Genomic DNA, 25000 nt, shown 5'->3' on the forward strand with positions numbered 1-25000 from the left:
GCGCGAAACCTGCAGCGCATCGGCAGCAGCGCCCGCGCGCGCTGCGTCACCGCCATCCGCCATGCCCGAGCGCATCAAGCCGCCTGTCAGCCGCGGCGAACTGAACCAATGCCGGCGCTGCCCGTTGTGGCGCAACGCCACCCAGGGCGTGCCCGGCGCCGGCGCGGCGCACGCGCGGATCATGCTGGTGGGCGAACAGCCGGGTTCGCAGGAAGACCTGCAAGGCTCGCCTTTTGTCGGGCCGGCCGGACACCTGCTGGATGAAGCGCTGCAGGCCGCCGGCCTGGACCGCGACAAGCTTTTCATGACCAACGCGGTCAAGCATTTCAAGTTCGAGTGGCGCGGCAAGCGCCGCCTGCACAAATCGCCGGCGCAGCAGGAGATCGAGGCCTGCAACCTGTGGCTGGAGCGGGAGCTGGAAAAAGTGCACCCAGCGGTGGTGGTGGCGCTCGGCGCCACCGCGGCGCGCGCGGTGCTGGGCCGCAAGAGCGTGACGCTGGCGGGCATGATGCAGACGCCGGTCGAGCACGAGGGGCGGCTGGTCATCGCCACCTACCACCCCTCGTTTGCCCTGCGCCAGCGCAGCGACGAGGCGCGTGCCGCGGCCTTCGACCGCATCGTGCGCAGTCTGCAGGCTGCCGCGCGGCTGGCGCGCGGTGCCAGGCAATGACCGGATCAGGACCGGTTCACTGTCGGCGGCGCGTCGGGATCGCGGCTGCCGGGATCGTGCAGGTCACGCGCGCCGACTCCCGGCGGCATCTCGCCCTTGCCGCCCTTGTCCGGCTTGCGCGCCGGTTGGTCATCCTTGCGGTGTGATGCCGCATGCTCCCAATCGGCACGGGCGCGCTCGCGCGCACGCTGGTTGTCCGCGGCGTTTTCCTTCAGTTCACGGTCATCCAGGCCCTGGCGCCGGTCCAGCGCCGGATCGTTCGACGTGTCGTGCTTGCTGTGTTTCATGACGCCTCCGCTGAGGTGGGCCGCAATCGCGGGCCAACGCTTAAGTGCGCGCAACTTCCGTTCCCGCGGCACTGGCCCCGGCCGCTGCCCGCGCCTGCCGGCACCGCTGCGCCCGTCGTCGCCGCGTCCTTGTAACAACCACCGGCGCTTGTAGAAAGTGCGTTGCGCCGGTGCTCCGCCCGGCCCCGCTCGGCGGTATGCGAGATGGCCCGGCAAATGCTTTTGCCGTACCAGCATGCCCGCGCTTGACAGCACGCCAGCGTTCAACAGGAGAATCCAGATGCGATCCACCATCCCCCGCGCCGCGGCCGTCGCGCTGCTGTGCGCGCTCGCCGGCGGCACCCTGGCGCAGCCGCCCGAAACCGGCGTGCGCACCGACAAGGGTCCCAAGGGCAGCCAGACCATACCGCCGCCCGGTGCCAGCGTGGCGCCGGGCAGCACGCCGGGCGCCACGCCCACCAACCCGGGCGGGCTGGCCAGGGATCTCGGCGACGTGCCCAAGGAGCCGCACACCGCCGGCGGCCTGCCCGGCCACGACAAGGCCAAGCCGGCCTCGGAAAGCGCCGGCAAGGTCGATCGCGACGGCCTGCATGGCAAGCCGCGCACGGGCACCGGCGGGGCCTCGATCGACCAGACCCGCGTGCCGGACTCCAAGGCGCGCTGATTTTTTTCAGGGCATCAGCACGAAGCGCTGGCGCGCGCCGCGGGCCTGCGCCGCCCACACGCGCCCGATCGCTTCCAGCGGCTCGGCGACGATATCCATCTCCATGCGCCCCGCGGCGGTATGCCGGCACAGTTCGGCGTAGGCCTGCGCCTGCGCCGCGATGGGCGCGTGGTAGTAGGCAAAGCCCATGATGTCGAAGCACGCCTGGCGCGCGGCGGCGCCGGCAAAGGTGATGGTCGGCGCGACCGTGGTGCCGATATGGACCAGCCGGCCGCCGTGGCCCAGCGCCAGCAACGCGGCTTCGGCGGGCGCGCCGCACAGGTAGTCCAGCACGATATCGACGCTGCCGTCGGCCGCATTGCGGTAGGCGTCGAGCAGGTCGCCGGGCTGGTCGAGCGGCACTACCGCATCGGCGCCCAGTCGGCGCGCACGCTGCAGCGCGTGCTCATCGCGCCCGGCGGCGATGACGCGGCCCGCGCCGAGCAGCTTTGCCGCGGCCACGGCCAGCAGCCCTGAAACGCCGGTTGCCCCAAGCACCAGCACGGTTTCGCCGGGCTGCATGCGGGCGCGCCATGACAGCGGCAGCCATGCCGCCAGGCCGGCGTTGCCGAGCGCGGCCGCGCGCGCATCGTCGATGCCGTCCGGCACCGGGAAGGTGAGCGCCGGGTCCACCAGCGCGCGCTGCGCCATCGACCCGTACGGCGCGCGCGGCGCATTGACGTTGAAGTAGACGCGCCGCCCATCGGCGAGGCGCCCCACGCCCTCGCGCCCCACCACGAAGCGGCCCGCGCCTGGCTTGAGGTAATGGCGGCCTTCGGCAATCGCCATGTCGAGCCGCGTCAGCGCCGCCGCCGCAACCTCGACCACGACCTTGCCCGGCCCTGCGGCCGGCTCGTCGAACTCCTGGTACACCGGCGCCTGGCCGGCGAGCGAAACCGCTGCCTTCATTTCCGTCTCCTTTTGCTACGCCCGGCCGGCCATGGCTTGGCATGACCGCGCCGGGCAGATTACAATGCAATCGATTGCACGACAAGCGAGGTTGCGCGCATCCGGGCCGATTCTAGGAAGCGCCGGTGTCTTGCGTCCAATCCACTTTTTGCCGGTATCCCGATAACCAGGCGGTATGGCGCGCCGTCTGCCGCACGTAACACATAGCGATGAGCAAGCCCACCATCAAGCAGATTGCCGAAGCACTCGACGTGCATCCGTCGACCGTGTCGCGCGTGCTCAACCCGCAGACCCGGCACCGCATCGGCGACGAACTGGTGGCGCGCGTGCTGAAGGCGGCGCAGGAGCTGCACTACTCGCCCAACCGCATCGCCGCGGCGCTGCGCACGCGGCGCTCGGGCACCATCGGCGTGGTGGTGCCGGACATCGGCAGCCCGGTGTTTCCGCCGATCGTGCTAGGCATCGAGAACGCACTGTCGCGGCACCGCTATATCCCGATCGTCGCCAATGCCGGCGGCGACAAGGCGCGCCAGACCTTCATCGTCGATCAACTGCTGGCGCGGCAGGTCGACGGCCTGATCCTGGCCACCGCCGAGCGCAACGACCCGGTGGTGGACCATTGCCTGGCGCAGGGCGTGCCACTGGTGATGGTCAACCGCAGCGACGATGCGGGGCGCGTGTCCAGCATCGTCGGCGACCACCGCCAGGCGATGGCGCTCGCCGTCGGTCACCTCCACGCGCTGGGCCACCGGCGCATCGGCCATGTGGCCGGACCGGGCAATCTCTCGACCGGCCACGAACGCGAAGCAGGCTTCCTGCAGGCGGTGGCGGAGCTGGGGATGGCCGTCTCCCACTGCCCGGTGGTGCGCGCGCCGGCCTACACGGAAGCGGCCGGCCAGGCCGCGTGCGCGCAACTGCTGGCACAGCGCCGTCGCGTCACCGCGGTGGTGGCCGCCAATGATTTCCTGGCGCTGGGCTGCTATGCGGCCGTCAACGCGGCGGGCGGCAGTTGCCCGTCGGACCTGTCGGTGGTCGGGCACAACGACATGCTGCTGATGCATGCGGTGGCCCCGGCGCTAACCACCATCCGCGTGCCGTTCTACGAGATGGGCACGCGCGCCGCCGTGTTGATGCTGGGCGCGCTGGACGGCAGCATCACCACCACCGCGCGGACCCTGCTGGCACCGGAACTGGTGGTGCGGGGCTCGACCCGGTCGCTGTAACGCTGGCGCTCGCAAGGGCGCCGTTTTTTTCGACAGTTTGTGCAATCGATTGCACAAATCCGGCCAGTAGAGCTACGCCATGGATCTCCGACAGCTTCGCTACTTCAAGGTGCTGGCCACGCTGCAGCACTTCGGCCGCGCCTCGGCAGCGCTGCATATCGCGCAGCCTGCGCTCAGCCGCCAGATCCGGCTGCTCGAGGAAGAACTGGGCGTGCGCCTGCTGGAGCGCCACGTGCGCGGCGCCACGCCCACGCCGGAGGGCCTGGTGCTGCTGGACCGCGCCTCCTTCCTGCTGCGCTACGCCGACCAGGTCAAGGTGGACATCGCCGACCTCGCCGCGTCGCCGCGCGGGCTGGTTGCGGTGGGGCTGACGCCGGCGCTGGCGCCGCTACTGTTCATCCCGCTGGCCGAAACGCTGCGCGAGCAGTATCCGGAGATCCGCCTGCGCCTGGTGGAGAATTTCGCTCCCGCGCTGCAGGATGCGCTGCTGCAAGGCACGCTCGACGTCGCGCTGCTGAGCGGGCCGGTGTCGAGCTCCGGGGTCTCGGCGGTGCCGCTGGTGGCGGAGAGCCTGTGCGCGATCGGCCCGCGGGGTGATGCCGCGCTGGGTGATGGGCCGGTGGAGATCGAACAGCTGCAGGGCCTCCCATTGATCCTGACCGGCGTGCCCAAGTCAGGCGTGCGGCTGGCGCTGGAAGCACTGGCCGCGCGCCAGGGCCTGGAGCTGCAGGTCACGATGGAGGTGGAATCGATCGAGGTAGCCCGGCGACTGGTGGCGCGCGGGTTCGGCTGGACCGTGCATTTTGCCGCGGCGATCCGGGACGAACTGGAGGCCGGACACCTGCAGGCCGTGCCGGTGCAAGGGCTCGAACTGCATCGGCTGATCGGCTATGCCGCGGCACGGCCGCCGTCGCGGGCGACGCTGGCTGTGATGGAAACGCTGAGGCGGGTGGCGACGGAGTTGGCGGTGGCTGGGAGCTGGCCGAATTGCAGGGTGCTGGGGGAGATCGGGGGTGGTTCTTAGTGGGCGTTGGCGCGGTTAAGCACGTCTTCCCTTCCGCGGAGCTTTCTGCTCCTATCGCTCCTTGCGCGCAGCAAAGCCCCCATCGCCATGCACCACCCTGCCACCCACCATCGTCAGCACCGAACGGATGCGGTGGATGTCTTCAACCGGGACGGTCAGGTAGGGCCGGTCCAGCACCGCCAGATCGGCCAGCTTGCCCGCCTCCAGCGTGCCGCGCGAAGCCTCATCGAACGAAATCCACGCCGCGTTGGCGGTATAGAGCCGCAACGCCTCCAGCCGCGACAGCCGGAACTCATCCTTGCGCCGGACTTCCCGGCCGATCGAATAGCCCCCGACATGGAACTCCAGCGCACGCCAGACGCCCGGGATACCGATGCGCGTGGCATCCGTGCCCCCTGCCACTTTCAGCCCGTGCTGCAGGGCCAGCCGCACCGGCGGCGCGGCCTCGGCCACATGATGGCCATTGGCGTGGCCGATGGCGCCGGCCTCGAAGTACGGCCCCATCTGCACCGTGTAGGCCAGCCCTAGCGCCTTCATGCGGCGGAAGGTCTCGGGCTTGCCGGTGTTCAGGTGGGCCATGGCCCAGCGCAGCTTGCCCAGGTCATGGTGTCTTGCCACTTCCTCGAACACGTCGAGGATGGCGTTGGCGGCATCGTCGGTATAGGCGTGGATCTCGACCGGATAGCCGCGGCTGGCGGCGAAGGTGGCAACCTTCAGCAGTTCCTCGCGGTCCTTCGCCGACGGCTGGAATCCGGGTCCCATCTTCACGCCGTCGTCCATGCCGAACACCAGCATTTCGCCCGGTCCCAGGAAGCGCAGCTTGCCGTCGCCCAGGCGCGGCGGCAGGTAGGCCAGCGTGTTGCGGAACCACTCGGCCTCGTTGCCCGCGACCATGGTGGGGATGCGGTAGCCGACCCGCAGCGACAGGCTGTCTTCGCGCCACAGAGCGAACAGCGGATCGTACGCGGGGCCCGGTCCGGCGGTGGGGTCGATCAGCGCGGTCACGCCCAGGCTGTTGAGGCGGCCGAAGAAAGCTTGCAGGCTGGCCTTGGGGTCGACCTGGCTCTGCGCCAGGATGCGCCCGAACAGCGCCGACAGCGGCCGGATCGCGCCGAAGATCCGGCCGGTGACACGGCCGTCGCGGTCGCGCTCCATGCGGATGCCGGGCGGCAGCGCATCGGGCTGATCGAGCTCGAGCACTTCGATCGCCTTGGCGTTGACCAGCGCGTAGTCGTACAGGTACTGCACGTAGGCCGGATTGCCGGGGAGCAGCGCGGTCAGCTCGGCCGGGGTCGGCGCGCGCTTCTCGGTGAACTGGTCGGGGTGCCAGGAACCGGTCACGGCCACCCATTTGCCGGGGCCGCGCGCCAGCGCGGTCTTGCGCAGCTGTTCCAGGCCCGCAGCCAGGCTGGTGGTTTCGCCCTCGTACCAGTAGGTTTCGAAGGCATAGCTCTGGCCGCCGCGAATGGCGTGGATATGGGTGTCGATCAGCCCGGGGATCACCGTGCGCCCGCCCAGGTCGATCACCTCGGTGGCTGGTCCTGCCAGGCGGCGGATGTTCGGGTTGGTGCCCACTGCAACGATGCGCTCGCCACGGATGGCAATGGCCTGCGCCACCGTATCCGCGCCGTCCATGGTAAGCACCGTGCCGTTGACCAGGATCCGGTCCGCGGGCGCGGCGGCGGCCTGCGCCTGTGCTCCTCCGGCCGCGATCACGCAAGCCGCCGCCATGGCATGCGCCAGGCCCCGTGCAATCCAACGCATATCGATGTTCCCTTGGTTTGAGAGAGGCGGCGCCCGGATGATGCGCCGGGCGCCAGTGCCGCGGCGTTACTGGCCCGGCTGCGCACCCGAGCGCTTGACGATGGGCTCGAGCTTGGCGATGTCGGCGGCGATCAGCTTGTCGAACGCGGCCGGCGTCGACGGCTTGGCTTCGGCGCCTTGCGCCATCAGCTTGTCGCGCGTTGCCGGCGCACCCAGCGCCTGCTGCATCGCCGTGTTCAGGCGCGCCACGATCTCCCTGGGCGTGCCCGCCGGCGCCAGCACGCCGAACCAGGCATCGAACACATAGCCCGGCACGCCCGCCTCGGCGATGGTGGGCACGTCCGGCAGCGACGGCACCCGCGCCGCCGTGGCCACGCCCAGGATGCGCAGCTTGCCGTCCTTGACGAACTGCAGCGCGGTGATCGACGGGGCGAAGAACATGTCGACGCGTCCGCTCATCACATCGGTGATGGCCGCCGGCGCGCCCTTGTACGGGATATGCCGGGTCTGCACGCCGGCGCTCACGTTGAACAGCTCGCCGCTCAGGTGCGAAGAGCTGCCGCTGCCCGCCGAGCTGTAGGTGACCGAGTCCGGCCTGGCGCGCGCGGCGGCCAGAAGGTCCTTGAGCGTGCGGTACGGGCTGGAGGCGCTGACCACCAGCAGGTAGGGCATGGTCGCCACCGTGGAGATGCCCTTCAGGTCGCGCGTGGTGTCATACGGCAGCTTCGGATAGAGCGTGGGATTGACCGCATGGCCGGCGGAGGTCAGTAGCAGGGTGTAGCCGTCAGCGGGAGCCTTGGCCACCACCGCGGTGCCGATGGTGCCGCCGGCGCCGGGCCGGTTGTCGACGACGATCTGCATGTTCGACGAGGCGCTCATCTCGGCGCTGACGATGCGCGCGAGCAGGTCGGTGGCGCTGCCGGCGGCAAACGGCACCACCATGCGGATCGGCTTGTCGGGATAGCTGTCGGCGCGCGCGGCGCCGTGCAGCAGCGGCAGGCACAAGGCGGCGGCCAGCGTGGCGCGCAGCATGTGGCGGAATCTCATGTGGGGTCTCCTGGATCGTTGGTGTCTTGGTAATGGCCTGCGGCGAAGCGCCTTCAGAACACGTGGCGCATGCCCAGCGCAAAGGTCTGCGGATCGGCGCCGGCGGAGATGCCGAGCTCGTTGATGGCAAAGTCGTAGGTGGCGTTCTTCTTGTTGAAGATGCGGCTGTAGAAGCCGAACACCGAGGTGCGCTTGGACAGCGGGTATTCGTAGCCGACGGTGGCCTGCACGGCGCCGGTGTCCGGGCCGCTGCGGAAGAAACCGACGGTCTCGGTGGCGTTGCCGCGGCCGTTGCCGGCGTAGCCGACGCCGGCACGCAGGCTGCCGGTCCACAGCTTCTGCACCACCGAGGCGTAGTACGCATCGCGCTTCAGGTCGCCGGTGGCAGTGCGGTAGTGCAGCCGCTCGTAGATCGCGGATACCCTGGTGGTGGGGAACTGGTACGACAGGCCGATCTTCATGCCTTCGTCGTCGCGGCCCGCGGTCTGGTAGTTGTTGTGGCGCTCGTAGGCCAGCACCACGTTCAGCGGGCCGTTGTCATAGGCCCCGGCAAACGACCACAGGCTCGGGTTGCGCGGCACCGTGGCGCGCTCTTCATTGACGCCCCACGTTACGCCGCCGCTGAAGCCGTTCCATTTGGGGCTGCGGTAGTGCACGCTGTTCTTCTGGCGGCGGTCGAAGGAGGTGGTGTCCTGGATGTTGTCGGAAGTCGGGGTCGAGCCGTTGCCGATCAGCGCCATATAGCCGGCCGTGGTCGGATAGAACGGATCGTAGGCGGAAGTCGCTTCCAGGTAGGGCGTGGTCCAGTTCCCCATGAAAAAACTGCCGGCCGACCCGGCCAGCCCAACACGGGTATTACGGCTGGCCAGTTGCCCGCTGCCCGTATCCAAAGAGATATTGCTTTCGATCTGCCAGATCGCCTTCAGACTGCCATACAGCACCTCTTCGCCACGCATGCCGAACACCGAGCGGTTGTTGGTCAGCCGGCCGGTGCCGCCGAGCCTGGTGCCATCGGATGCCGTCGACGCATCCGAGTATTCCATCGACGTATTCAGCCGGCCATACAGCGTGACGTGGTTCTGCGCCGAAGCGACGGTGCAGCAGGCCGCGAGCGCCGCAAAGGTGGCGCCCGCAAGGGGGTTGTTCATGTTGTCTCCAGTGTCGGTCTTGCGCCTGTCCGAATCGATACGGGGATGCCTGCCCCGCCCCTTGCACGAAATCGCGGGCAGCAGCAACCCCTGCCCGGACTACGGCATCAGCAATTTGTGGATTCTTGATTGCGCTATCTCATGCGGCGGATGTACGCGGCGATGCAGCGTGAGGGGATTCTAGAAATCGGGTATCGCAGCGTCCATTCGCATTTTCTTTTGGTCACCATATCGATTTGTTATCGTGATGGCGGACCACGCCGGCATGGACATCCGCAGCATAGGGCGCGGGTGCGGGACCCGGTAGTGGGCGGTAGTGTGTCGCTGTGTTCCAGCCATGGGACGGCGTGAACACAGGAAGTGCGGAGTGTGCGGGACTACGGAATCGCGGGGCAACAAAAAAGGGCCTGGCGGCCCTTTTTGTTTGCTGCGGTCTGGACGATGCGTGGATCAGCCAGCGAAGTTCTTGCCGGCGAAGTCCCAGTTCACGACATTCCAGAATGCCTCGACATACTTCGGGCGGGCATTACGGTAGTCGATGTAGTAGGCGTGCTCCCACACGTCGCAGGTCAGCAGCGGCTTGGCATCGGTGGTCAGCGGCGTGGCGGCGTTGGAGGTGGACACCAGGTCCAGGGAGCCGTCGGCCTTCTTGACCAGCCAGGCCCAGCCCGAACCAAAGGTGCCGACGGCAACCTTGGTGAACTCTTCCTTGAACTTGTCGAACGAGCCCCACTTGGCGTTGATGGCATCGGCCAGTGCGCCGGTCGGCTGGCCGCCGCCGTTGGGCTTCAGCGAATCCCAGTAGAAGGTGTGGTTCCACACCTGTGCGGCGTTGTTGAAGATGCCGCCCGACGACTTCTTGACGATCTCTTCCAGGGTCGCGTTCTCGAACTCGGTGCCCTTGATGAGGTTGTTCAGGTTGGTGACGTAGGTCTGGTGGTGCTTGTCATGATGGAACTCCAGCGTCTCCTTGGAGATGTGCGGAGCCAGGGCATCATGCGCGTACGGAAGCGGGGGGAGCTTGTGTTCCATTGTTCTGTCTCTGTGGGTTGGGGTTGTTGGGTCCGGAATTGCCGATTGTAGGGGACTTGCAAGACCCACGCAAACCGCGGCGCAAAGCCCCCTGCTCCGATGTTAGTTTGTCCGCGCGCGGCTTTCCGGGAGATTTCGGCGCAGCCTTTCGGGCCTGTGCCGCACGCGAATGGGAGGCGTTCCCGGCGCCGCGCGGCGGCTCAGAATTCCGGCAGCTTGGCCTGCACGCCGGCGATCGCCAGGTCGGCCACGCCCTCGGCCAGGTGCGCTTCGACCACACTGCCCGCGCGGATCTCGGCGGGGGCACGCAGCGCGCGTCCGCGCTGGTCGAGCAGCACCGCATAGCCGCGTTCCAGCGTACGCTGCGGCGCCAGCAGCTCGAGCGCGCCGGCGCTGCGCGCCAGGCGCTGGCCGGCGCGCTCGTGCTGGCGCAGCGCGGCGGCCTGCAGCCGCTGCCACAGGCGCGTCGCGTCGGCGTGGGCCGCGGCGGCGTCGGGGCGGCATGCGCGCCAGCGCATCGCCAGCAACTGGTGGCGATGGCGCTGCGACACCACGGTGTCGCGCAATGCCGACCGCAAATGTCGCGCCAGATTGTCGATCTGCGCGCGGCGCTCCTGCAGTTGCGCCTGCGGGCTGCGCACGCGCCGCGCCAGCCAGTCGAGGTGCTGCGCGCGCAGGTCCAGCCCGCGGCGCAGGCATTGCCTCAGCGCATCGCGCGCGCGCGCGGTCTGCGCGAGCAGGTGCGCGCGATCCGGGCTGACCAGCTCGGCCGCGCCGGTGGGGGTCGGCGCGCGCACGTCGGCGACAAAATCGGCAATGGTGAAATCGGTCTCGTGGCCGACGCCGGAGACCACCGGCAGCGTGCAGCGCGCGATCGCCTGCGCCACCACCTCTTCATTGAACGACCACAGGTCTTCGATGCTGCCGCCGCCGCGGCACAGGATCAGCACGTCGCATTCGGCGCGCGCGGCCGCGGCGTCGAGCATGTCCGCGATCTTCTGCGCCGCGCCCGCGCCCTGCACCGGTACCGGATAGACCACCACCGGCACATGCGGCGCGCGCCGCCGCAGCGTGGTGAGCACATCGCGCAGCGCCGCGGCCTGCAATGAGGTGACCACGCCGATGGTGCGCGGCTGTGCCGGCACCGGGCGCTTGCGCTCCGGCGCGAACAACCCGGCCTGCGACAGCTTTTCCTTGAGCCGCAGGAAGGCTTCATAGAGGTTGCCGAGGCCGGCGCGGCGCATGGCCTCGACCCCCAGCTGCAGCTCGCCGCGCGCCTCGTACATCGAGACCACGGCGCGCACCTCGACCGCCTCCCCCTCGCGCGGCTGGAAGTCGACATGCTGGTTGCGCCCGCGGAACATCACGCAGCGGATCTGCGCGCGCGCGTCCTTCAGCGAGAAATACCAGTGGCCACTGGCGGCACGCGTGAAGTTTGAGATTTCGCCCCGTACCCAGGCGAGCGGGAAACTGCGTTCGAGCACGCGCGCGATGGCGTGGTTGAGTTCGCCGACGGGGATCACCTCGCGGCCGCTGCGCGGCGTGGTGGCGGAAGGGTCACGCGAAAAATTCGGCAGGTCAGACATGGCGAAGCCGCGGACATGCGGCGTAGATCAGACATGTCCACAGCATAACTGCAATGTCAAGGGGGTAGCGCTGATGGGCGCGCGCTACCCTGAAAGCCGCATGAATTCGTGCAAGCCTTTGATTCTTATGCGGTTTATGAGCGCAACAAAAATTAGGCAATATAACCATTTCTCTTTTGCATCAACCACTTACATGCCGGGCCAAGGGCTTGTTCACAAAGTTATCCACAGCCTTTCTGGATAAAATGCGATGTATAGAACACTTTTCCAGCTTGCGTGGCGGGTAGCCCGCTTATTGGATGCGCCAAGCGCCTCGCCCTGCGCCTGGCCAACACGCGCCTGAAGGCAGCCCCGTCATGGAACGCGTCTGCTGCATTTGCACATTTTCTCGGCAGTACCAAAGAAACCGTTGATATTCAAACGCTTGCGTATCTTCTCCCGGATTTGTCCACAAGCCATCCACAGCGCTCTCCCTCCTCGCTGTGGACAAACCCTGCTTTTGACCACGCCCGCCCGCTGCAGCGCCGGCCCAAAGCGAATAAGCCTGTCTGCCCGTTTTTTAAGCAGGGAGTTGGAGTCCCTTTGGAATCAACGTCTTATGGAAACTCTCAGGCACCTTTCCACAAGCCCTCCACAGTACTGTCCCGCTGCTTTGTGGAAAGTCGTGCGCTTGCGCACAGAAGCCGGGCCTGAAACCGTGGCAGCGGTCGCCGCGGCACGTGCCGGATGCGCCGCAGCCGCTGGGGAGCGCTGTTGCACAAAATTTAAGCAGCATCTGTTTCGCCCTTTCCGATCAATGAGTTAGCCATCTTGTCCGGCGGCTTTCCACAATCGATCCACAACACTGTCCCTGCCGGCTGTGGAAAGCGGCAGCCTGTACGGCAGTGACACGATGCGCGCCGGAGACAGGCGCCCATCGTCCCTTGCCGCGCGCCAGGCCGCGGGTTAGAGTGGCGCCTGTTTTTTCAGAGCAATGCCGGAGCGCGCAGCAAGGCATCATGCCCACGCGCCTCAAGGCATGCCGGTTGGTGGTTTGGGGTTTCGTAATTCGGTTGTCGATCCCGGGGGTCCAATTGTTTTCCATCATTCAAGCGGCCGGCTGGCCGATCTGGCCGCTGTTGCTCGCCTCGGTCATCGCGCTGGCGCTGATCGTCGAACGCTTCCTGTCGCTCAAGCGCAGCAAGGTGCTGCCGGCGAAGCTCTATGAAGAGGCGCTGGCGGCCGCGCAGCAGCGCCGTGCCACGCCGGAAGTGGTCAACACGCTGGAGCAGAATTCACCGCTGGGCCGCGTGCTGGCCGCCGGGCTGCGCCACGTGGTGCTGCAGCCGCATACCTCGCGCGACGCCGCCAAGGACGTGGTCGAGGAAGCCGGCCGCGTGGTCGCGCATGAGCTCGAGCGCTACCTCAACGCACTCGGCACGATCGCCTCGGTGGCCCCGCTGATGGGGCTGCTGGGCACGGTGATCGGCATGATCGAGATCTTCGGCAGCCAGGGCGGCACCGGCACCAGCCCGGAGCAGCTGGCGCACGGCATCTCGGTGGCGCTGTACAACACCGCCTTCGGCCTGATCGTGGCGATCCCGGCGCTGATCTTCTGGCGCTACTTCCGCCGCCGCGTGGACGACTACGTGGCCGAGCTGGAATTCCGCGCCACCTCGTTTCTCGACGCCATCCTGCCGCAGCGCCGCGCCTGAGCGCGGCACGCCCACCCGAACGCCATGCACTTCCGTTCCCGCCAGCGGCGCGAAGAGCCGGAGATCAACCTGATCCCGCTGATCGACGTGCTGCTCGTGATCCTGATCTTCCTGATGATCACGACCACGTACTCGCGCTTTACCGAGCTGCAGATCCAGCTGCCCACCGCCGACGCCGAGCGCGCCCGGCAGCAGCCGCAGGAGATCGTGGTGTCGGTGTCCTCGCGCGGGGTCTACTCGGTCAACAAGCAGGTGATGGAGCAGAAGGACGTCACCAGCCTGGCCGACCAGCTGCGCACCGCCGCGGGCACCGGCGGCCAGCCGCCGGTCGTGATCGTCAACGCCGACGCCCAGGCCACGCACCAGGCCGTGGTCAACGTGATGGAGGCCGCGCGGCTGGCCGGGCTGTCGCGCCTGACCTTCGCCACGCAGAGCGCGCAGCCGCGCTGACCCCGGGGCCGGGCCGCGCCTGCCGCGCGCGGTCCGCGGGCTTGCCCCATGCGCACGGCAGTGCCCATAATGGTTGGGCCGCCCCCAGGGGCGAAGCCGCGAGCGCACTACAATCGCATCCCGACCATCGACTCTCGCCCGCCGCGTCCATGCCCGTTCCCCGCCATGCCCTTGCCGACTTCGTGACCGCCCAGTGGCAACGCCGCGGCTGGTTCGCGTGGCTGATGCTGCCGTTCTCGCTGCTGTTCGGCCTGGTCGCGCGGGTGCGCCGCCATGGCTACCAGCGCGGCTGGTTCAGGTCGACGCGGCTGCCGATGCCAGTGGTGGTGGTGGGCAACGTCACCGTCGGCGGCACCGGCAAGACCCCGGCGGTGATCGCGCTGGCGCATGCACTGACCGAGGCCGGGCTGCGGCCGGGCGTGGTCTCGCGCGGCTACGGCGTGCAGCTCAAGCACCCGCGCCGGGTCAAGCCGACCTCGCAGGCCGGCGACGTCGGCGACGAACCGCTGCTGATCGCGCGCGCCACCGACGTGCCGGTCTGGGTCTACCCCGACCGCGCGCTGTGCGCGCAGGCCATGCTGGTGTCGCACCCCGGCATCAACGTCCTGCTGCTCGACGACGGCCTGCAGCATTACAAGCTGCAGCGCGACTTCGAGATCGTGATGTTCGACGCGCGCATGGGCGGCAACGGGCTGATGCTGCCGGCGGGCCCGCTGCGCGAGCCGCTCTCGCGCCCGCGCGACGCCACGCTGATCAACGACCCCAATTTCCGCGCCACGCCCGACCGTCCCGGTGTGTACGGCATGCGGCTGGAACTGGATGACGCCTGGCAGCTCGCCGACCCCACCATGGCGCGGCCGCTCAGCGCCTTCGCCGGCCGGCGCGTGCTGGCCGCGGCCGGCATCGGCAACCCCGAGCGCTTCTTCGCCAGCCTGCGCGGCGCCGGCCTGGCGCCGAAGACACTGCCGCTGCCGGACCACTATGACTTCGTGGTCGACCCGTTCGTCGACCATCCCGATGCGCTCGATGCCGACGTGATCCTGATCACCGAGAAGGATGCCGTAAAATGCGAGCGCTTCGACGACCCGCGCATCTGGGTCGTGCCCACCAGGCCCGTGATCGATGCGGGCCTGATCGATAAAATCCGCCGCGCCGTGCAGGCGCAAATCCAACCCGCGCCGACCGCGCCGGCCGCCGCGAGCGGCGCCGCCGGGCGCAACGAGGAACACCGAGATGGACAACCGGCTGCTTGAAATCCTGGTCTGCCCGCTATGCAAGGGCAAGCTGGAATACGACCGCGCCGCGCAGGAGCTGATCTGCCACGCCGACAAGCTGGCCTACCCGATCCGCGACGGCATTCCCGTGATGCTGGCCGACGAGGCCCGCCAGTCGGTGCCGGGCCGCGTGATCGAGCCGGACGCGCCGGCGGGCAACTGAGCAGCGCGGCCATGACCCTGCCCGCGTTTACCGTCGTCATTCCCGCACGGCTGGCTTCGACCCGCCTGCCCGACAAGCCCCTGGCCGATATCGGCGGGCGCCCGATGGTGGTGCGCGTGGCCGAGCGCGCGCATGCGTCGTCGGCGCAGCGCACCGTGGTCGCCACCGACGCGCCGGCGGTGGCGCAGGCCTGCGCCGCGCACGGCATCGAAGCGGTGCTGACCCGCGCCGACCACCCTTCCGGCACCGACCGCCTGTCCGAGGTCGCCGCGCAACTGGGCCTGGCCGATGACGCCATCGTCGTCAACGTGCAGGGCGACGAGCCGCTGATCGAGCCGGCGCTGATCGACGAAGTCGCGCTGCACCTGGCGCACCACGCCGATTGCGCCATCGCCACCGCGGCCCATCCGCTGCACGACAGCGCCGAGGTGTTCAACCCCAACGTGGTCAAGGTGGTGTGCGACGCCGCCGGGCGCGCGCTGTATTTCTCGCGCGCGCCGATTCCGTGGGCGCGCGACGCATGGTCCGGCGTGCCGGCCATGCCCGCCGAATCGGCCCGGGTGCCGCTGCCCGACATGCCGGTGCTGCGCCATATCGGCCTGTACGCCTATCGCGCCGGCTTCCTGCGCCGCTTCCCGACGCTGGCGGCAGCGCCGCTCGAGCAGGCCGAGGCGCTGGAGCAGCTGCGCGCGATGTGGCACGGCGAGCGCATCGCGGTGATGCAGACCGCCGGCGCGCCCGCGCCCGGCGTCGACACCCAGGCCGACCTCGAGCGGGTGCGCGCGCTGTGGGCGCAGTCGATGGCCCAGGAAGGGCCCTGACCGGCATCCCCCCGGGCATCGCCGCCAGCGCGGGCGGCGCCTGCCCGCTCAGGTCGATTCTGCTGCAACCGAACCGGGAGGCCGATTTCGGGCCGAATCCCGGCTGCCTCATGGCATAATGCTTGCCGATACAGAGCCGCCCCGCTGGCGCGAGCAATCGCGCCGCCGGCCAAGGCTCGGTGGGGAGATAAAGATAGAGCCCGTCCGGTGCGCCGCGCCGCCATCCCCCTGGCAGCCGCCGCCGGCCGTACGCGTGGGTACGCCTGAGCCGTGCCCGCGCTGAACGCAGTCAGCGCGTCCCGGGACCGCAGTCAGTCTCGCGTCAAGTTACGGCGTTACCCTCCTTCTGATCTCCCGCCATACCGGATTAAAAACTCTGAGGACCCGTAAATGCGTTTGATCCTGTTGGGCGCGCCTGGCGCCGGCAAAGGCACGCAAGCCAAGTTCATCTGCGAGAAGTTCGGCATTCCGCAAATCTCCACCGGCGACATGCTGCGCGCCGCGGTGAAGGCCGGCACGCCGCTGGGCGTGGAAGCCAAGAAGGTCATGGACGCGGGCGGACTGGTGTCGGACGACATCATCATCGGCCTGGTGAAGGACCGCCTGAAGCAGGACGACTGCAAGAGCGGCTACCTGTTCGACGGCTTCCCGCGCACCATTCCGCAAGCCGAGGCGATGAAGGACGCGGGCGTGGCGATCGACTACGTGCTCGAGATCGACGTGCCGTTCGACGCCATCATCGAACGCATGAGCGGGCGCCGCGTGCACGTGGCATCGGGCCGCACCTACCACCTCCAGTACAACCCGCCGAAGGCGGAAGGCGTCGACGACGAGACCGGCGAGCCGCTGATCCAGCGCGACGACGACAAGGAAGAAACCGTCAAGAAGCGCCTCGACGTCTACTCGCAGCAGACCCGCCCGCTGGTCGACTACTACTCGGCCTGGGCGGCCAACGGCGACGCCGCGGCCAAGGTGGCGCCGCCGAAGTACCGCAAGATCCTGGGCGTCGGCAGCGTCGACGAGATCACGGCGCGGGTGTTCGAGGCGCTGAAGTAATTGTCTCGCTGGACACTGCAGGAAGATGAAAGCGGCTTTCGGGCCGCTTTTTTTTATTGAATATCAGAGTGATCGGCACCCGATCGCGCAGGCGATTCCCGCTAAGCATCATCCTGACCGGAAATTAATCGCCCCCCTTGCACATCAGTTCCGCCTCCGTACAATGCTTAACGTTTACGTAAACGGAAACCATACCGAGGAGACACCATCGTGGAAATCAAGGACAACGTCTTCATCATCACCGGCGGCGCCTCCGGCCTTGGCGCCGGCACCGCCCGGCTGCTCGCCGAAGCCGGCGCCAGGGTTGTCATTGCCGACCTGAACGAGGCTGCCGGCCAGGCGCTGGCGGCCGAGACCGGAGGCCGGTTCGTGCGCTGCGACGTCACCTCGGAAGCCGATGGCCAGGCCGTGGTCGCGGCGGCGCAGTCGCTTGGCCGCCTTGCCGGCCTGGTCAACTGCGCCGGCATTGCCACCGCCAACAAGACGGTCGGCAAGAATGGTCCGCATCCGCTCGATGCCTTCGACAAGACCATCCGCATCAACCTGATCGGCACCTTCAACATGATCCGCCTGGCCGCCGCGGCGATGGTGCAGAACGCGCCGGACAGCGAGGGCGAGCGCGGCGTGATCATCAATACCGCCTCGGTGGCGGCCTTCGACGGGCAGATCGGGCAGGCCGCCTATGCCGCGTCCAAGGGCGGCGTGGTCGGCATGACGCTGGCGATCGCGCGCGACCTCGCGCGCGACGGCGTGCGCTGCATGACCATCGCCCCGGGCCTGTTCGAGACCCCGATGCTGCTGGGCATGCCGCAGGAGGTGCAGGACGCGCTGGGCAAGATGGTGCCGTTCCCGTCGCGGCTGGGCCGGCCCGCCGAATACGCGAAGCTGGCGCGCTCGATCATCGAGAACCCCATGCTCAACGGCGAGGTGATCCGCCTGGACGGCGCGATCCGGATGCAGCCCAAGTAAGCGCAGCGCGCTGCCCGCTCAGCCGGGCAGCAGCATCACCAGCATCAGCCCCGGCGCCGCCGCGGGCACCAGCGTCAGCTGCTCGAACTGCAGCGCACCCTGGCGCGGATGGCGAAAGCCGCGGCGCCCGCCTTCCCGGTCTTCCACGTCCTGCGACAGCCAGGCGGCGCGGAAGTCCGCGCTCTCTGCCATCAGTCCCTCGATCAATGCCCGCGTCGGCGCCGCGTCGGCGTGGCGGATGCTGTGCGCGCGGAACTCCGCCACCAGCCGGGCGGCGCGATGCGGCCAGTCCTGCACCAGTGCCTGCAGCGCCGGCGACAGGAACATCGCGCGCAGCAGGTTGCGCTCGGTGCCGGCGGCGTCGAGCCAGCCGGTGAACAGGTCCGCGGCCGCGGGGTTCCAGGCCAGCGCGGTCCATTGCCGGTCGAGCAGGTAGGCCGGCCCGTCGATGGCATGCACGCTCGCCAGCACCGCGGGCGGCACCGGCTCGCCCTCGGCGTGTTGCGGGTCACGCCGCCCGGCCAGCTCGAACAGGTAGGCGCGCTCGGCGCGCGACAGCCGCAGCGCCGCGGCCAGGCTGGCCAGCGCGCGCGCCGACAGTGACACCGGCCGACCCTGCTCCAGCCACGTCACCCAGGTCGTGCTCAGTCCCGCCAGCTGCGCCACTTCCTCGCGGCGCAGGCCCGGCGTGCGGCGGCGCTGGCCGGGCGCCAGGCCCACGTCCGCCGGCGCCAGGCGTTCCCGGTGCGCGCGCAGGAAAGCGCCGAGCACGGCTTCGCGCGAGGCTGGCGAGGCGGGCGAAGCGGAAGGTTGGGCGTGTGGCGGCATGGGAGGCTGGTGGCACTTATACCAGGATAAAGCGGTGACTTGTACCGGGAAAACGACCGGCCTACAGTATGCCGGACCCGCCTCGCGGGCAAGTCCCCTCCCCGACAACAACAGCGCCGCCCTGGCTCGGCCGCGGCACAAGGAGCCCAGCACCATGCAGCAACAGGAACTCGTCGCCGCCCAGTTCGGCGCCACCGCCAGCGCCTATCTCACCAGCGCGGTCCACGCCAGCGGCGCGGACCTGCAGCAACTGAAGGACGAACTGGCCGCGCTGATTCCCGCGGCCAATCGCGCACGCAGCCGCGTACTCGACCTGGGCTGCGGCGCCGGCCATGCCAGCTTTGCCGCCGCGGCGGTGGCGGGCGAGGTGACTGCTTACGACCTGTCGGCCGACATGCTGGCTGTGGTCGAGGCCGCTGCGTGCGAACGCGGGCTGGCCAACGTGCGCACCCGCCAGGGCGCGGCCGAGCAACTGCCGTTCGGCGATGCCAGCTTCTGCGCGGTGGTGTCGCGCATGAGCGCGCACCACTGGCGCGACGTGCCGGCCGCGCTGGCGGAAATTCGCCGCGTGCTCAAGCCCGGCGGCAAGGTGGTGATGATCGACATCGCCGGCGCGCCGGACCCGTTGCGCGATACCTGGCTGCAATCGGTCGAGTTGCTGCGCGATCCCTCGCACGTGCGCGACTACACGCCGGCAGGCTGGCGCGCGATGTTCGAAGCCGCGGGCTTTGCCGCGGAAGCGATTGCCGTATCAGAAACCTGGCGCATCGGCATTGAGTTCGACAGCTGGGTGCAGCGCATGCGCGCGCCGGCGGTCGCGGTGGACGCGATCCGGCACCTGTGGCAGGTGGCGCCCGCGGAAGTGCGCGAGCACTATCGCGTGCAGGCAGACGGCAGCTTCGAGCTGGAAGCGGTGATGGTCACCGCGCGCTGACAGGAGCAAGCCTGCTCAGGCCGCAGCGCTGATCGTTGGCGCTTCGGCCCGCACGGTCAGGCGCCGCACCAGTTCCCACACCGCCGCCGCGGCCGGCGACAAGGAGCGGTCCTCGCGCCGCACCATGACGATGCTGCGCTCCTCGCGCGGCACCAGCGGGCGCCACACCAGCGGCGACGCCGCCGGCAGCGGCAGCGAGAACGACGGCAGCACCGAGGCGCCGATGCCGGCCTCGACCATGCCGAACACACTGGCCGAATGGCCCAGCTCCTGCACCACCTGCGGCACCACGCCGTGGCGGCCGAACACGCGGTCGATCAGCGGCCGGCTGCCCGAGGCAAAGTCCAGCAGCACCAGCCGCATCCCATGCAGCGCCGACCACGGCACCGATTCCGCCTGCGCCAGCGGATGGTCGCGCCGGCAAACGAAGCAGAACGGATCGGTCGCCACCGGCTCCACCAGCAGCCCGTCGCGCACCAGCGGGTCGATCAGCACGCCGAAATCCACCGCACCGGCGCGCACCTGCTCCAGCCCGTCGGCCTGGACGTTATCGCGCACGGTCAGGCGGATCTCGGGATACTGCGCGGCGCACGCGGCCACGTAGAGCGGCATCAGCCGGGCCGAAATCGTCGGCGCGCCGGCTATCACTACACGACCCCGATAGCGTTCACCCAGCTGCCGCGTTTCTTCGAGGGTATCGTCGAGCTGCCCGAGCAGGCGCTCCAGCGCCGGTGCCAGCGCATGGCCGGCTTCCGTCAGCACCACTTCGCGCGTGGTGCGATCCAGCAGGCGCACGCCGAGCGCGTCTTCCAGCTCGGCAACGCCGCGGCTGACCGCCGGCTGGGTCAGTCCGACGGCGTCCGCGGCCCGGCTGAATCCGCCGCTACTGGCCACGGCCAGGAACACGCGCAACTGGCGCAATGTGTAATTCATGCAACAAGTAGATAAATAGATTCTATAAATGAATTTGCATTCTAGACCCGGCTGGCGTCCAATACTAGGCAAAACCCTAACACCGCAGGATTTCACCCGCAGTCATGTCCCGTATTGTCCGCAACCTCAAGAAGCTCTATGACCTGATCGACGGCTTTGTGCTCGTCATGCTGACCGCCATCGCCATCGCGCTGGCCGCGCCCGAACTCGGCACCGGCGACGGCCCGCTGCACCTCGGCGTGGTGACCAGCCTGGGCGTGGCGCTGGTGTTCTTCCTGCACGGCGCGGCGCTGTCGCGCGACAAGCTGGTGGCGGGTGCCAAGCACTGGCGCCTGCATGTGTTCGTGCAGGTCTTCACCTACGTGGTGTTCCCGGTGGTCGGTGCGCTGCTGATGCTGTCGCTGCGCAATACGCTGCCGGCCGACCTGCTGCTGGGCGTGTTCTTCCTGTGCGCGCTGCCGTCGACGGTGTCGTCGTCGGTGGCCATGACCTCGATGGCGCGCGGCAATGTCTCGGGCGCGATCTTCAACGCCACCATCTCGGGCCTGATCGGCATGCTGGTGACGCCGCTGCTGATGGGGCTGGTGATCAGCGCCAGCGGCGCCTCGATGCCGCTGGGCAAGGCGCTGACCGGCGTGGCGCTGCAGCTGCTGCTGCCGTTCGCGCTGGGACAGCTGCTGCGCCCGCTGATCGGCAGCTGGCTCGCCAGGAAGAAGCACATCACCAACAAGATCGACCGCGGCGTGATCGTGCTGATCGTCTATTCGTCCTTCTGCGACGCCACCGCCGAAGGCCTGTGGCACCAGTACCAGTGGCAGACCATCGGCGCGGTGATGGGGATTGCCGCGGTGCTGCTGTTCGTGGTGCTGGGCTTTACCACGCTGACCGCGCGCCGCCTGGGCTTTTCCGTCGAGGACGAGATCACCGCGGTGTTCTGCGGCTCGAAGAAGAGCCTGGCCAACGGCATCCCGATGGCCAAGATCCTGTTTGCCGGCCATCCGGCGCTGGGGCTGCTGGTACTGCCGCTGATGGTCTATCACCAGCTGCAGCTGATCGTCTGCTCGGTGATCGCGTCGCGCTATGCCAACCGGGATGCGCTGCTGGAGGACCAGGCCACCGCGCGCGCCTGAAGCACGCGGCCATGAAAAAAACCGGACATGCCCTTGGCCATGTCCGGTTTTTTCTGTGCCTGCCGCCGGCGCGACGGCTCAGACCGACGGATTCTTCGACAGCGGCGGATTGCGCGCGAAGTACGAACGGATGCCTTTCAGGATGGCATTGGCCAGCTGCTCCTGGTGCGCGTTGTCGTTGAGCTTGCGCTCCTCTTCCGGATTGCTGATAAACGCGGTCTCGATCAGGATCGACGGGATGTCCGGCGCCTTCAGCACGGCAAACCCCGCCTGTTCGACGTGGGCCTTGTGCAGCTTGTTGATGCCGCCGATCTCGCCCAGCACGGCCTTGCCCACCAGCAGGCTGTCGTTGATCTGCGCGGTGGTCGACAGGTCCAGCAGCACGCGTGCCACCTGCGCATCCTTGTTGCCCATGTTGGCGCCGCCGATCAGGTCCGAGGCGTTTTCCTTGTTGGCCAGCCAGCGCGCCGCGGTGCTGGACGCGCCGCGCTCGGACAGCGCAAACACCGACGCGCCGCGCGCCTCGGGCGACAGGAAGGCGTCGGCGTGGATCGACACGAACAGGTCCGCCTGCACCCGGCGCGCCTTCTGCACGCGCACGTTCAGCGGCACGAAGAAATCGGCGTCGCGCGTCATCATCGCGCGCATATTGGGCTGGGCGTCGATCTTGGCGCGCAGCCGGTGCGCGATCTGCAGCACCACGTCTTTCTCGCGCGAGCCGGCCGCGCCGATCGCGCCCGGGTCTTCGCCGCCATGGCCGGGGTCGATCGCCACGGTCAGCAGGCGACGCATCTTGAACGGACGCTCGGCGGTGGGATTGTCGCGCGCGACCGGCGGCACCACGGGCGCGTTCGGGGCCGGCACCGGCGGCACCGGCGCCGTGGACGGCGTCGAGGGTCGCGGCCTTGCGGCGGCCACCGGCGGCGGCAGCGGCGCGGTGGTGGGCGGCACCTCGCCCTTCTCGTCGAAGCGGCGCACCAGCGCGCCGATGGCGTCTTCTTCGGCGCCGGCCGGGGCGCCGGCGATGCCTTCCGCGCCCGGCGCCGGGTCGGAGGTGGCAAAGCGGCGCTGCTTTTCCTCGGTGTCGCGCACCAGCTTCCACAGCGGGTCGGGCGGGTTGACCGGGTACAGGTCGAACACCAGCCGGTTGCGGTAGCTGCCGATGGGCGCCAGCGTGAACACCTGCGGCGCCACGTTTTCCTTCAGGTCGAACACCATGCGGACCACGCGCGGGCGGTTCTGCCCCACGCGCACGGTCTGGATATACGGGTCGTTCGGGGTGATCTTGGCCACCAGCTCTCGCAGCGTGGGCGACAGGTCGAGGCCGTCGATGTCCACCACCAGCCGGTCGGGCTCGCGGATCATCTGGTGCACCGCGGCCAGCGGCGTATCGGATTCGATGGTGACCCGGGTGTAGTCCTCCGCCGGCCACACGCGCACCGCGACGATGCCGGCGCCGAACGCGATCTGCGGACCGGCCAGCGTCAGCACGGCGGTGCCGGCGCCCAGCTTCAGCGCCTGCGCCATCCATTTGCGGCGCGCCTGCAGCAGGCCGTCGGGTCCATCGGGGCGGTCGGTGGCAAGTCGCTTGATCAGCATGCGTTCAGCAAGGTAAGTCCAGTGGGAGTATAGGCGCGCATTGTCGCGATCCGCCGCTCGCCGGCGTCATCGGCGCCGGCCATGTCCGATTGGAGCAACACGTGCAGGTCGGGTTCCCCCAGCAGGCGCCCGGCCTTTTCCGGCCACTCGACCAGGTTGAAGGCCGGTTCGGCGAAGCAGTCGCGAAAACCCGCGTCGAGCCACTCTTCGGGATCGGCAAAGCGGTACAGGTCGAAGTGGTAGACCGTCAGCGGCGAGCCGTCGGCGCGGGCCACTTCATAAGGCTCGCACAGCGTATAGGTCGGGCTGCGGACCTTGCCCGCGTGGCCCAGGGCGCGCAGCACGGTACGCGACAGCGTGGTCTTGCCGGCGCCCAGGTCACCGGAAAGCTGCACATGCACCGTGCGCGGCGGCATGGCCTGCACGGCGGCGGCCAGCGCGGCGCCCAGGCGCGCGGTGGCGGCTTCGTCAGGCAGCGTCAGGGTGCGTTCTTCGAGCAAGGGCATTGCGTACAATTCAGGAATGATCGACCGAGTCGCCCCCGGGCAGGCGGATGCGCCGCCCACACCAGTACCAGACACCAGCGGCCATGCGGCCGCGGGCCCGGGGGAGCTTGCGGCGCTGGCCGCGTCGATCCGCGCATGGGGCGCGGCGCTGGGCTTTGCCTCGGTGCGCATCGCCGATGTCGACCTCGCGCACGCCGAGCCCGGACTGCTGGCCTGGCTGGCGCAGGGCTACCACGGCGACATGGATTATATGGCCAACCACGGCCTGCGGCGCGCCCGTCCGGCCGAACTGGTGCCCGGCACGGTGCGCGCGATCGTGGCGCGCATGCCCTATGTCCCGGTCGCCGGTGCGCACGCCAACGCCGCCGACTGGCGCCGCCACGAACTGGCGCGGCTGGACGACCCGGCCACCGCGGTGGTGTCGCTGTACGCGCGCGGGCGCGACTACCACAAGGTGCTGCGCAGCCGGCTGCAGCAGCTGGCCAGCCGGATCGAGGCCGAGATCGGCAAGTTCGGCTATCGCGTCTTTACCGATTCGGCCCCGGTGATGGAGGTGGCGCTGGCCAGCCAGGGCGGACTCGGCTGGCGCGGCAAGCATACGCTGCTGCTGGACCGTGACGGCGGCTCGATGTTCTTCCTCGGCGAGATCCTGGTCGACATCCCGCTGCCCGCCGATCCGCCCGAGTCCGGCCATTGCGGCAGCTGCCACCGCTGCCTGGACATCTGCCCCACGCGCGCCATCGTCGCGCCCTACCGGCTCGATGCGCGCCGCTGCATTTCCTACCTCACCATCGAGCACAAGGGCGCGATCCCGGTGGAATTCCGCGCACCGATGGGCAACCGCGTCTACGGCTGCGACGACTGCCAGCTGGCGTGCCCGTGGAACAAGTTCGCGCACGTGGCCACGGTGCCGGACTTCGACGTGCGCAACGGCCTCGATGCGCCGGACATGGTGGCGCTGTTCCAATGGACCGAAGCGGAATTCAACCAGCGCCTCGAGGGCAGCCCGATCCGCCGCATCGGCCATGAGCGCTGGCTGCGCAACCTGGCGGTGGGACTGGGCAACAGCCTGCGCACGGCACTGTCGGGCTCGCGCGCCGAGGACGCGGCCCTGGCCGCGCGCATTCGCGGCGCACTGCTGGCGCGGCGCGAGACCGCCACCCCCATGGTGCAGGAACATATCGACTGGGCCCTGGCGCAAGGCGGCCCGCCAGCGCAACGGGCAGGCTGACCTCCCATCTCCCCGGCCA

At 69.0% G+C, this 25000-nt stretch carries 25 protein-coding genes; 14 read left to right on the plus strand and 11 right to left on the minus strand.

From position 1 onward, the window contains the following. Positions 1-61: 61 nt before the first annotated feature. Positions 62-670: a UdgX family uracil-DNA binding protein gene (locus AC3FMM_RS04325; protein ID WP_414249743.1), complete on the plus strand. Its 609-nt coding sequence runs from the start codon at positions 62-64 to the stop codon at positions 668-670. A 5-nt stretch (positions 671-675) separates the two neighbouring features. On the opposite strand, the gene AC3FMM_RS04330 is transcribed toward AC3FMM_RS04325, so the two are convergent. Further along, on the minus strand, positions 676-957 hold the full coding sequence (locus tag AC3FMM_RS04330; protein WP_115679503.1) for a hypothetical protein: 282 nt from the start codon (positions 955-957) through the stop codon (positions 676-678). Between the two features lie 280 nt (positions 958-1237). Between AC3FMM_RS04330 and AC3FMM_RS04335 the strand changes: the two genes are divergently transcribed. Then, positions 1238-1621 carry a hypothetical protein gene (locus AC3FMM_RS04335; RefSeq protein WP_326348629.1) on the plus strand — a complete coding sequence of 128 codons (384 nt, stop codon included), beginning with the start codon at positions 1238-1240 and terminating at the stop codon, positions 1619-1621. Positions 1622-1627: 6 nt separating this feature from the next. Here AC3FMM_RS04335 and AC3FMM_RS04340 read toward each other — a convergent pair whose 3' ends face one another. Then, positions 1628-2569 (minus strand): zinc-binding dehydrogenase, encoded by a 942-nt coding sequence (locus AC3FMM_RS04340; RefSeq protein ID WP_414249745.1) that lies wholly within the window; start codon positions 2567-2569, stop codon positions 1628-1630. A 209-nt stretch (positions 2570-2778) separates the two neighbouring features. Between AC3FMM_RS04340 and AC3FMM_RS04345 the strand changes: the two genes are divergently transcribed. Both AC3FMM_RS04345 and AC3FMM_RS04350 read left to right on the plus strand, forming a co-directional pair. Continuing rightward, complete coding sequence (locus AC3FMM_RS04345; protein ID WP_414249746.1) at positions 2779-3792, plus strand: LacI family DNA-binding transcriptional regulator; 1014 nt, start codon at positions 2779-2781, stop codon at positions 3790-3792. A 79-nt stretch (positions 3793-3871) separates the two neighbouring features. Continuing rightward, the gene (locus tag AC3FMM_RS04350; protein WP_252674618.1) at positions 3872-4816 is read left to right on the plus strand and encodes a LysR substrate-binding domain-containing protein; all 945 of its coding nucleotides are present in this window, start codon (positions 3872-3874) and stop codon (positions 4814-4816) included. Between the two features lie 51 nt (positions 4817-4867). On the opposite strand, the gene AC3FMM_RS04355 is transcribed toward AC3FMM_RS04350, so the two are convergent. From AC3FMM_RS04355 to xseA, 5 genes are all read right to left on the minus strand, one after another. Next, complete coding sequence (locus tag AC3FMM_RS04355) at positions 4868-6580, minus strand: amidohydrolase (protein ID WP_473703436.1); 1713 nt, start codon at positions 6578-6580, stop codon at positions 4868-4870. Positions 6581-6646: 66 nt separating this feature from the next. Continuing rightward, complete coding sequence (locus tag AC3FMM_RS04360; protein WP_115708332.1) at positions 6647-7627, minus strand: tripartite tricarboxylate transporter substrate binding protein; 981 nt, start codon at positions 7625-7627, stop codon at positions 6647-6649. Between the two features lie 53 nt (positions 7628-7680). Next, positions 7681-8775 (minus strand): porin, encoded by a 1095-nt coding sequence (locus AC3FMM_RS04365; protein WP_488686161.1) that lies wholly within the window; start codon positions 8773-8775, stop codon positions 7681-7683. Between the two features lie 450 nt (positions 8776-9225). Continuing rightward, a complete protein-coding gene (sodB, locus tag AC3FMM_RS04370; protein WP_012351891.1) occupies positions 9226-9807 on the minus strand; it encodes a superoxide dismutase [Fe] in 582 nt (193 codons plus the stop codon). A gap of 200 nt (positions 9808-10007) precedes the next feature. Beyond that, positions 10008-11393: an exodeoxyribonuclease VII large subunit gene (xseA, locus tag AC3FMM_RS04375; protein ID WP_488686162.1), complete on the minus strand. Its 1386-nt coding sequence runs from the start codon at positions 11391-11393 to the stop codon at positions 10008-10010. A 1073-nt stretch (positions 11394-12466) separates the two neighbouring features. Between xseA and AC3FMM_RS04380 the strand changes: the two genes are divergently transcribed. The 7 genes from AC3FMM_RS04380 (at position 12467) to AC3FMM_RS04410 (ending at position 17820) form a co-directional block, all read left to right on the plus strand. Next, positions 12467-13087 (plus strand): MotA/TolQ/ExbB proton channel family protein, encoded by a 621-nt coding sequence (locus tag AC3FMM_RS04380; protein WP_026164567.1) that lies wholly within the window; start codon positions 12467-12469, stop codon positions 13085-13087. A gap of 24 nt (positions 13088-13111) precedes the next feature. Beyond that, complete coding sequence (locus tag AC3FMM_RS04385) at positions 13112-13537, plus strand: ExbD/TolR family protein (protein WP_115679493.1); 426 nt, start codon at positions 13112-13114, stop codon at positions 13535-13537. Positions 13538-13686: 149 nt separating this feature from the next. After that, complete coding sequence (lpxK, locus tag AC3FMM_RS04390; protein ID WP_115708329.1) at positions 13687-14790, plus strand: tetraacyldisaccharide 4'-kinase; 1104 nt, start codon at positions 13687-13689, stop codon at positions 14788-14790. Further along, positions 14771-14974 carry a Trm112 family protein gene (locus AC3FMM_RS04395; protein ID WP_012351886.1) on the plus strand — a complete coding sequence of 68 codons (204 nt, stop codon included), beginning with the start codon at positions 14771-14773 and terminating at the stop codon, positions 14972-14974. Before lpxK ends, AC3FMM_RS04395 begins: the two co-directional genes overlap by 20 nt. A gap of 11 nt (positions 14975-14985) precedes the next feature. Then, the gene (kdsB, locus tag AC3FMM_RS04400; protein WP_115679491.1) at positions 14986-15795 is read left to right on the plus strand and encodes a 3-deoxy-manno-octulosonate cytidylyltransferase; all 810 of its coding nucleotides are present in this window, start codon (positions 14986-14988) and stop codon (positions 15793-15795) included. 390 nt (positions 15796-16185) lie between these two features. After that, the gene (adk, locus tag AC3FMM_RS04405) at positions 16186-16851 is read left to right on the plus strand and encodes an adenylate kinase (RefSeq protein WP_488686163.1); all 666 of its coding nucleotides are present in this window, start codon (positions 16186-16188) and stop codon (positions 16849-16851) included. Positions 16852-17061: 210 nt separating this feature from the next. Further along, the gene (locus tag AC3FMM_RS04410; protein WP_018008911.1) at positions 17062-17820 is read left to right on the plus strand and encodes a 3-hydroxyacyl-CoA dehydrogenase; all 759 of its coding nucleotides are present in this window, start codon (positions 17062-17064) and stop codon (positions 17818-17820) included. An 18-nt stretch (positions 17821-17838) separates the two neighbouring features. Here AC3FMM_RS04410 and AC3FMM_RS04415 read toward each other — a convergent pair whose 3' ends face one another. Then, positions 17839-18648: a helix-turn-helix transcriptional regulator gene (locus AC3FMM_RS04415; RefSeq protein ID WP_488686164.1), complete on the minus strand. Its 810-nt coding sequence runs from the start codon at positions 18646-18648 to the stop codon at positions 17839-17841. Between the two features lie 154 nt (positions 18649-18802). On the opposite strand from AC3FMM_RS04415, the gene AC3FMM_RS04420 reads away from it, so the two are divergent. After that, positions 18803-19582, plus strand: a complete 780-nt coding sequence (locus tag AC3FMM_RS04420) for a class I SAM-dependent methyltransferase (protein WP_488686165.1) — start codon at positions 18803-18805, stop codon at positions 19580-19582. Between the two features lie 15 nt (positions 19583-19597). Here the strand turns inward: AC3FMM_RS04420 and AC3FMM_RS04425 are convergent, their stop codons facing one another. Next, entirely contained in the window at positions 19598-20515 is a 918-nt protein-coding gene (locus AC3FMM_RS04425; RefSeq protein WP_115708324.1) for a LysR family transcriptional regulator, read from the minus strand. A 104-nt stretch (positions 20516-20619) separates the two neighbouring features. On the opposite strand from AC3FMM_RS04425, the gene AC3FMM_RS04430 reads away from it, so the two are divergent. Beyond that, positions 20620-21645, plus strand: a complete 1026-nt coding sequence (locus tag AC3FMM_RS04430; RefSeq protein WP_115708322.1) for a bile acid:sodium symporter family protein — start codon at positions 20620-20622, stop codon at positions 21643-21645. A gap of 78 nt (positions 21646-21723) precedes the next feature. On the opposite strand, the gene AC3FMM_RS04435 is transcribed toward AC3FMM_RS04430, so the two are convergent. Together AC3FMM_RS04435 and tsaE are read right to left on the minus strand one after the other, a co-directional pair. Beyond that, positions 21724-23244 (minus strand): N-acetylmuramoyl-L-alanine amidase, encoded by a 1521-nt coding sequence (locus tag AC3FMM_RS04435; RefSeq protein ID WP_116378193.1) that lies wholly within the window; start codon positions 23242-23244, stop codon positions 21724-21726. Further along, entirely contained in the window at positions 23238-23750 is a 513-nt protein-coding gene (tsaE, locus tag AC3FMM_RS04440) for a tRNA (adenosine(37)-N6)-threonylcarbamoyltransferase complex ATPase subunit type 1 TsaE (protein ID WP_115708318.1), read from the minus strand. Before tsaE ends, AC3FMM_RS04435 begins: the two co-directional genes overlap by 7 nt. A gap of 16 nt (positions 23751-23766) precedes the next feature. Here tsaE and queG point away from each other — a divergent pair, with 16 nt between their 5' ends. After that, positions 23767-24981, plus strand: a complete 1215-nt coding sequence (queG, locus tag AC3FMM_RS04445) for a tRNA epoxyqueuosine(34) reductase QueG (RefSeq protein ID WP_115708316.1) — start codon at positions 23767-23769, stop codon at positions 24979-24981. Positions 24982-25000: the final 19 nt, after the last annotated feature.

The sequence above is a fragment of the Cupriavidus sp. 207A1 genome, assembly GCF_057798955.1.

Coding starts and splice junctions, on each gene's coding strand:
- AC3FMM_RS04325 (WP_414249743.1), top strand. CDS start 62: ATGCCCGAGCGCATCAAGCCGCCTGTCAGCCGCGGCGAACTGAACCAA.
- AC3FMM_RS04330 (WP_115679503.1), bottom strand. CDS start 957: ATGAAACACAGCAAGCACGACACGTCGAACGATCCGGCGCTGGACCGG.
- AC3FMM_RS04335 (WP_326348629.1), top strand. CDS start 1,238: ATGCGATCCACCATCCCCCGCGCCGCGGCCGTCGCGCTGCTGTGCGCG.
- AC3FMM_RS04340 (WP_414249745.1), bottom strand. CDS start 2,569: ATGAAGGCAGCGGTTTCGCTCGCCGGCCAGGCGCCGGTGTACCAGGAG.
- AC3FMM_RS04345 (WP_414249746.1), top strand. CDS start 2,779: ATGAGCAAGCCCACCATCAAGCAGATTGCCGAAGCACTCGACGTGCAT.
- AC3FMM_RS04350 (WP_252674618.1), top strand. CDS start 3,872: ATGGATCTCCGACAGCTTCGCTACTTCAAGGTGCTGGCCACGCTGCAG.
- AC3FMM_RS04355 (WP_473703436.1), bottom strand. CDS start 6,580: ATGCGTTGGATTGCACGGGGCCTGGCGCATGCCATGGCGGCGGCTTGC.
- AC3FMM_RS04360 (WP_115708332.1), bottom strand. CDS start 7,627: ATGAGATTCCGCCACATGCTGCGCGCCACGCTGGCCGCCGCCTTGTGC.
- AC3FMM_RS04365 (WP_488686161.1), bottom strand. CDS start 8,775: ATGAACAACCCCCTTGCGGGCGCCACCTTTGCGGCGCTCGCGGCCTGC.
- sodB (WP_012351891.1), bottom strand. CDS start 9,807: ATGGAACACAAGCTCCCCCCGCTTCCGTACGCGCATGATGCCCTGGCT.
- xseA (WP_488686162.1), bottom strand. CDS start 11,393: ATGTCTGACCTGCCGAATTTTTCGCGTGACCCTTCCGCCACCACGCCG.
- AC3FMM_RS04385 (WP_115679493.1), top strand. CDS start 13,112: ATGCACTTCCGTTCCCGCCAGCGGCGCGAAGAGCCGGAGATCAACCTG.
- lpxK (WP_115708329.1), top strand. CDS start 13,687: ATGCCCGTTCCCCGCCATGCCCTTGCCGACTTCGTGACCGCCCAGTGG.
- AC3FMM_RS04395 (WP_012351886.1), top strand. CDS start 14,771: ATGGACAACCGGCTGCTTGAAATCCTGGTCTGCCCGCTATGCAAGGGC.
- kdsB (WP_115679491.1), top strand. CDS start 14,986: ATGACCCTGCCCGCGTTTACCGTCGTCATTCCCGCACGGCTGGCTTCG.
- adk (WP_488686163.1), top strand. CDS start 16,186: ATGCGTTTGATCCTGTTGGGCGCGCCTGGCGCCGGCAAAGGCACGCAA.
- AC3FMM_RS04415 (WP_488686164.1), bottom strand. CDS start 18,648: ATGCCGCCACACGCCCAACCTTCCGCTTCGCCCGCCTCGCCAGCCTCG.
- AC3FMM_RS04420 (WP_488686165.1), top strand. CDS start 18,803: ATGCAGCAACAGGAACTCGTCGCCGCCCAGTTCGGCGCCACCGCCAGC.
- AC3FMM_RS04425 (WP_115708324.1), bottom strand. CDS start 20,515: ATGAATTACACATTGCGCCAGTTGCGCGTGTTCCTGGCCGTGGCCAGT.
- AC3FMM_RS04430 (WP_115708322.1), top strand. CDS start 20,620: ATGTCCCGTATTGTCCGCAACCTCAAGAAGCTCTATGACCTGATCGAC.
- AC3FMM_RS04435 (WP_116378193.1), bottom strand. CDS start 23,244: ATGCTGATCAAGCGACTTGCCACCGACCGCCCCGATGGACCCGACGGC.
- tsaE (WP_115708318.1), bottom strand. CDS start 23,750: ATGCCCTTGCTCGAAGAACGCACCCTGACGCTGCCTGACGAAGCCGCC.
- queG (WP_115708316.1), top strand. CDS start 23,767: ATGATCGACCGAGTCGCCCCCGGGCAGGCGGATGCGCCGCCCACACCA.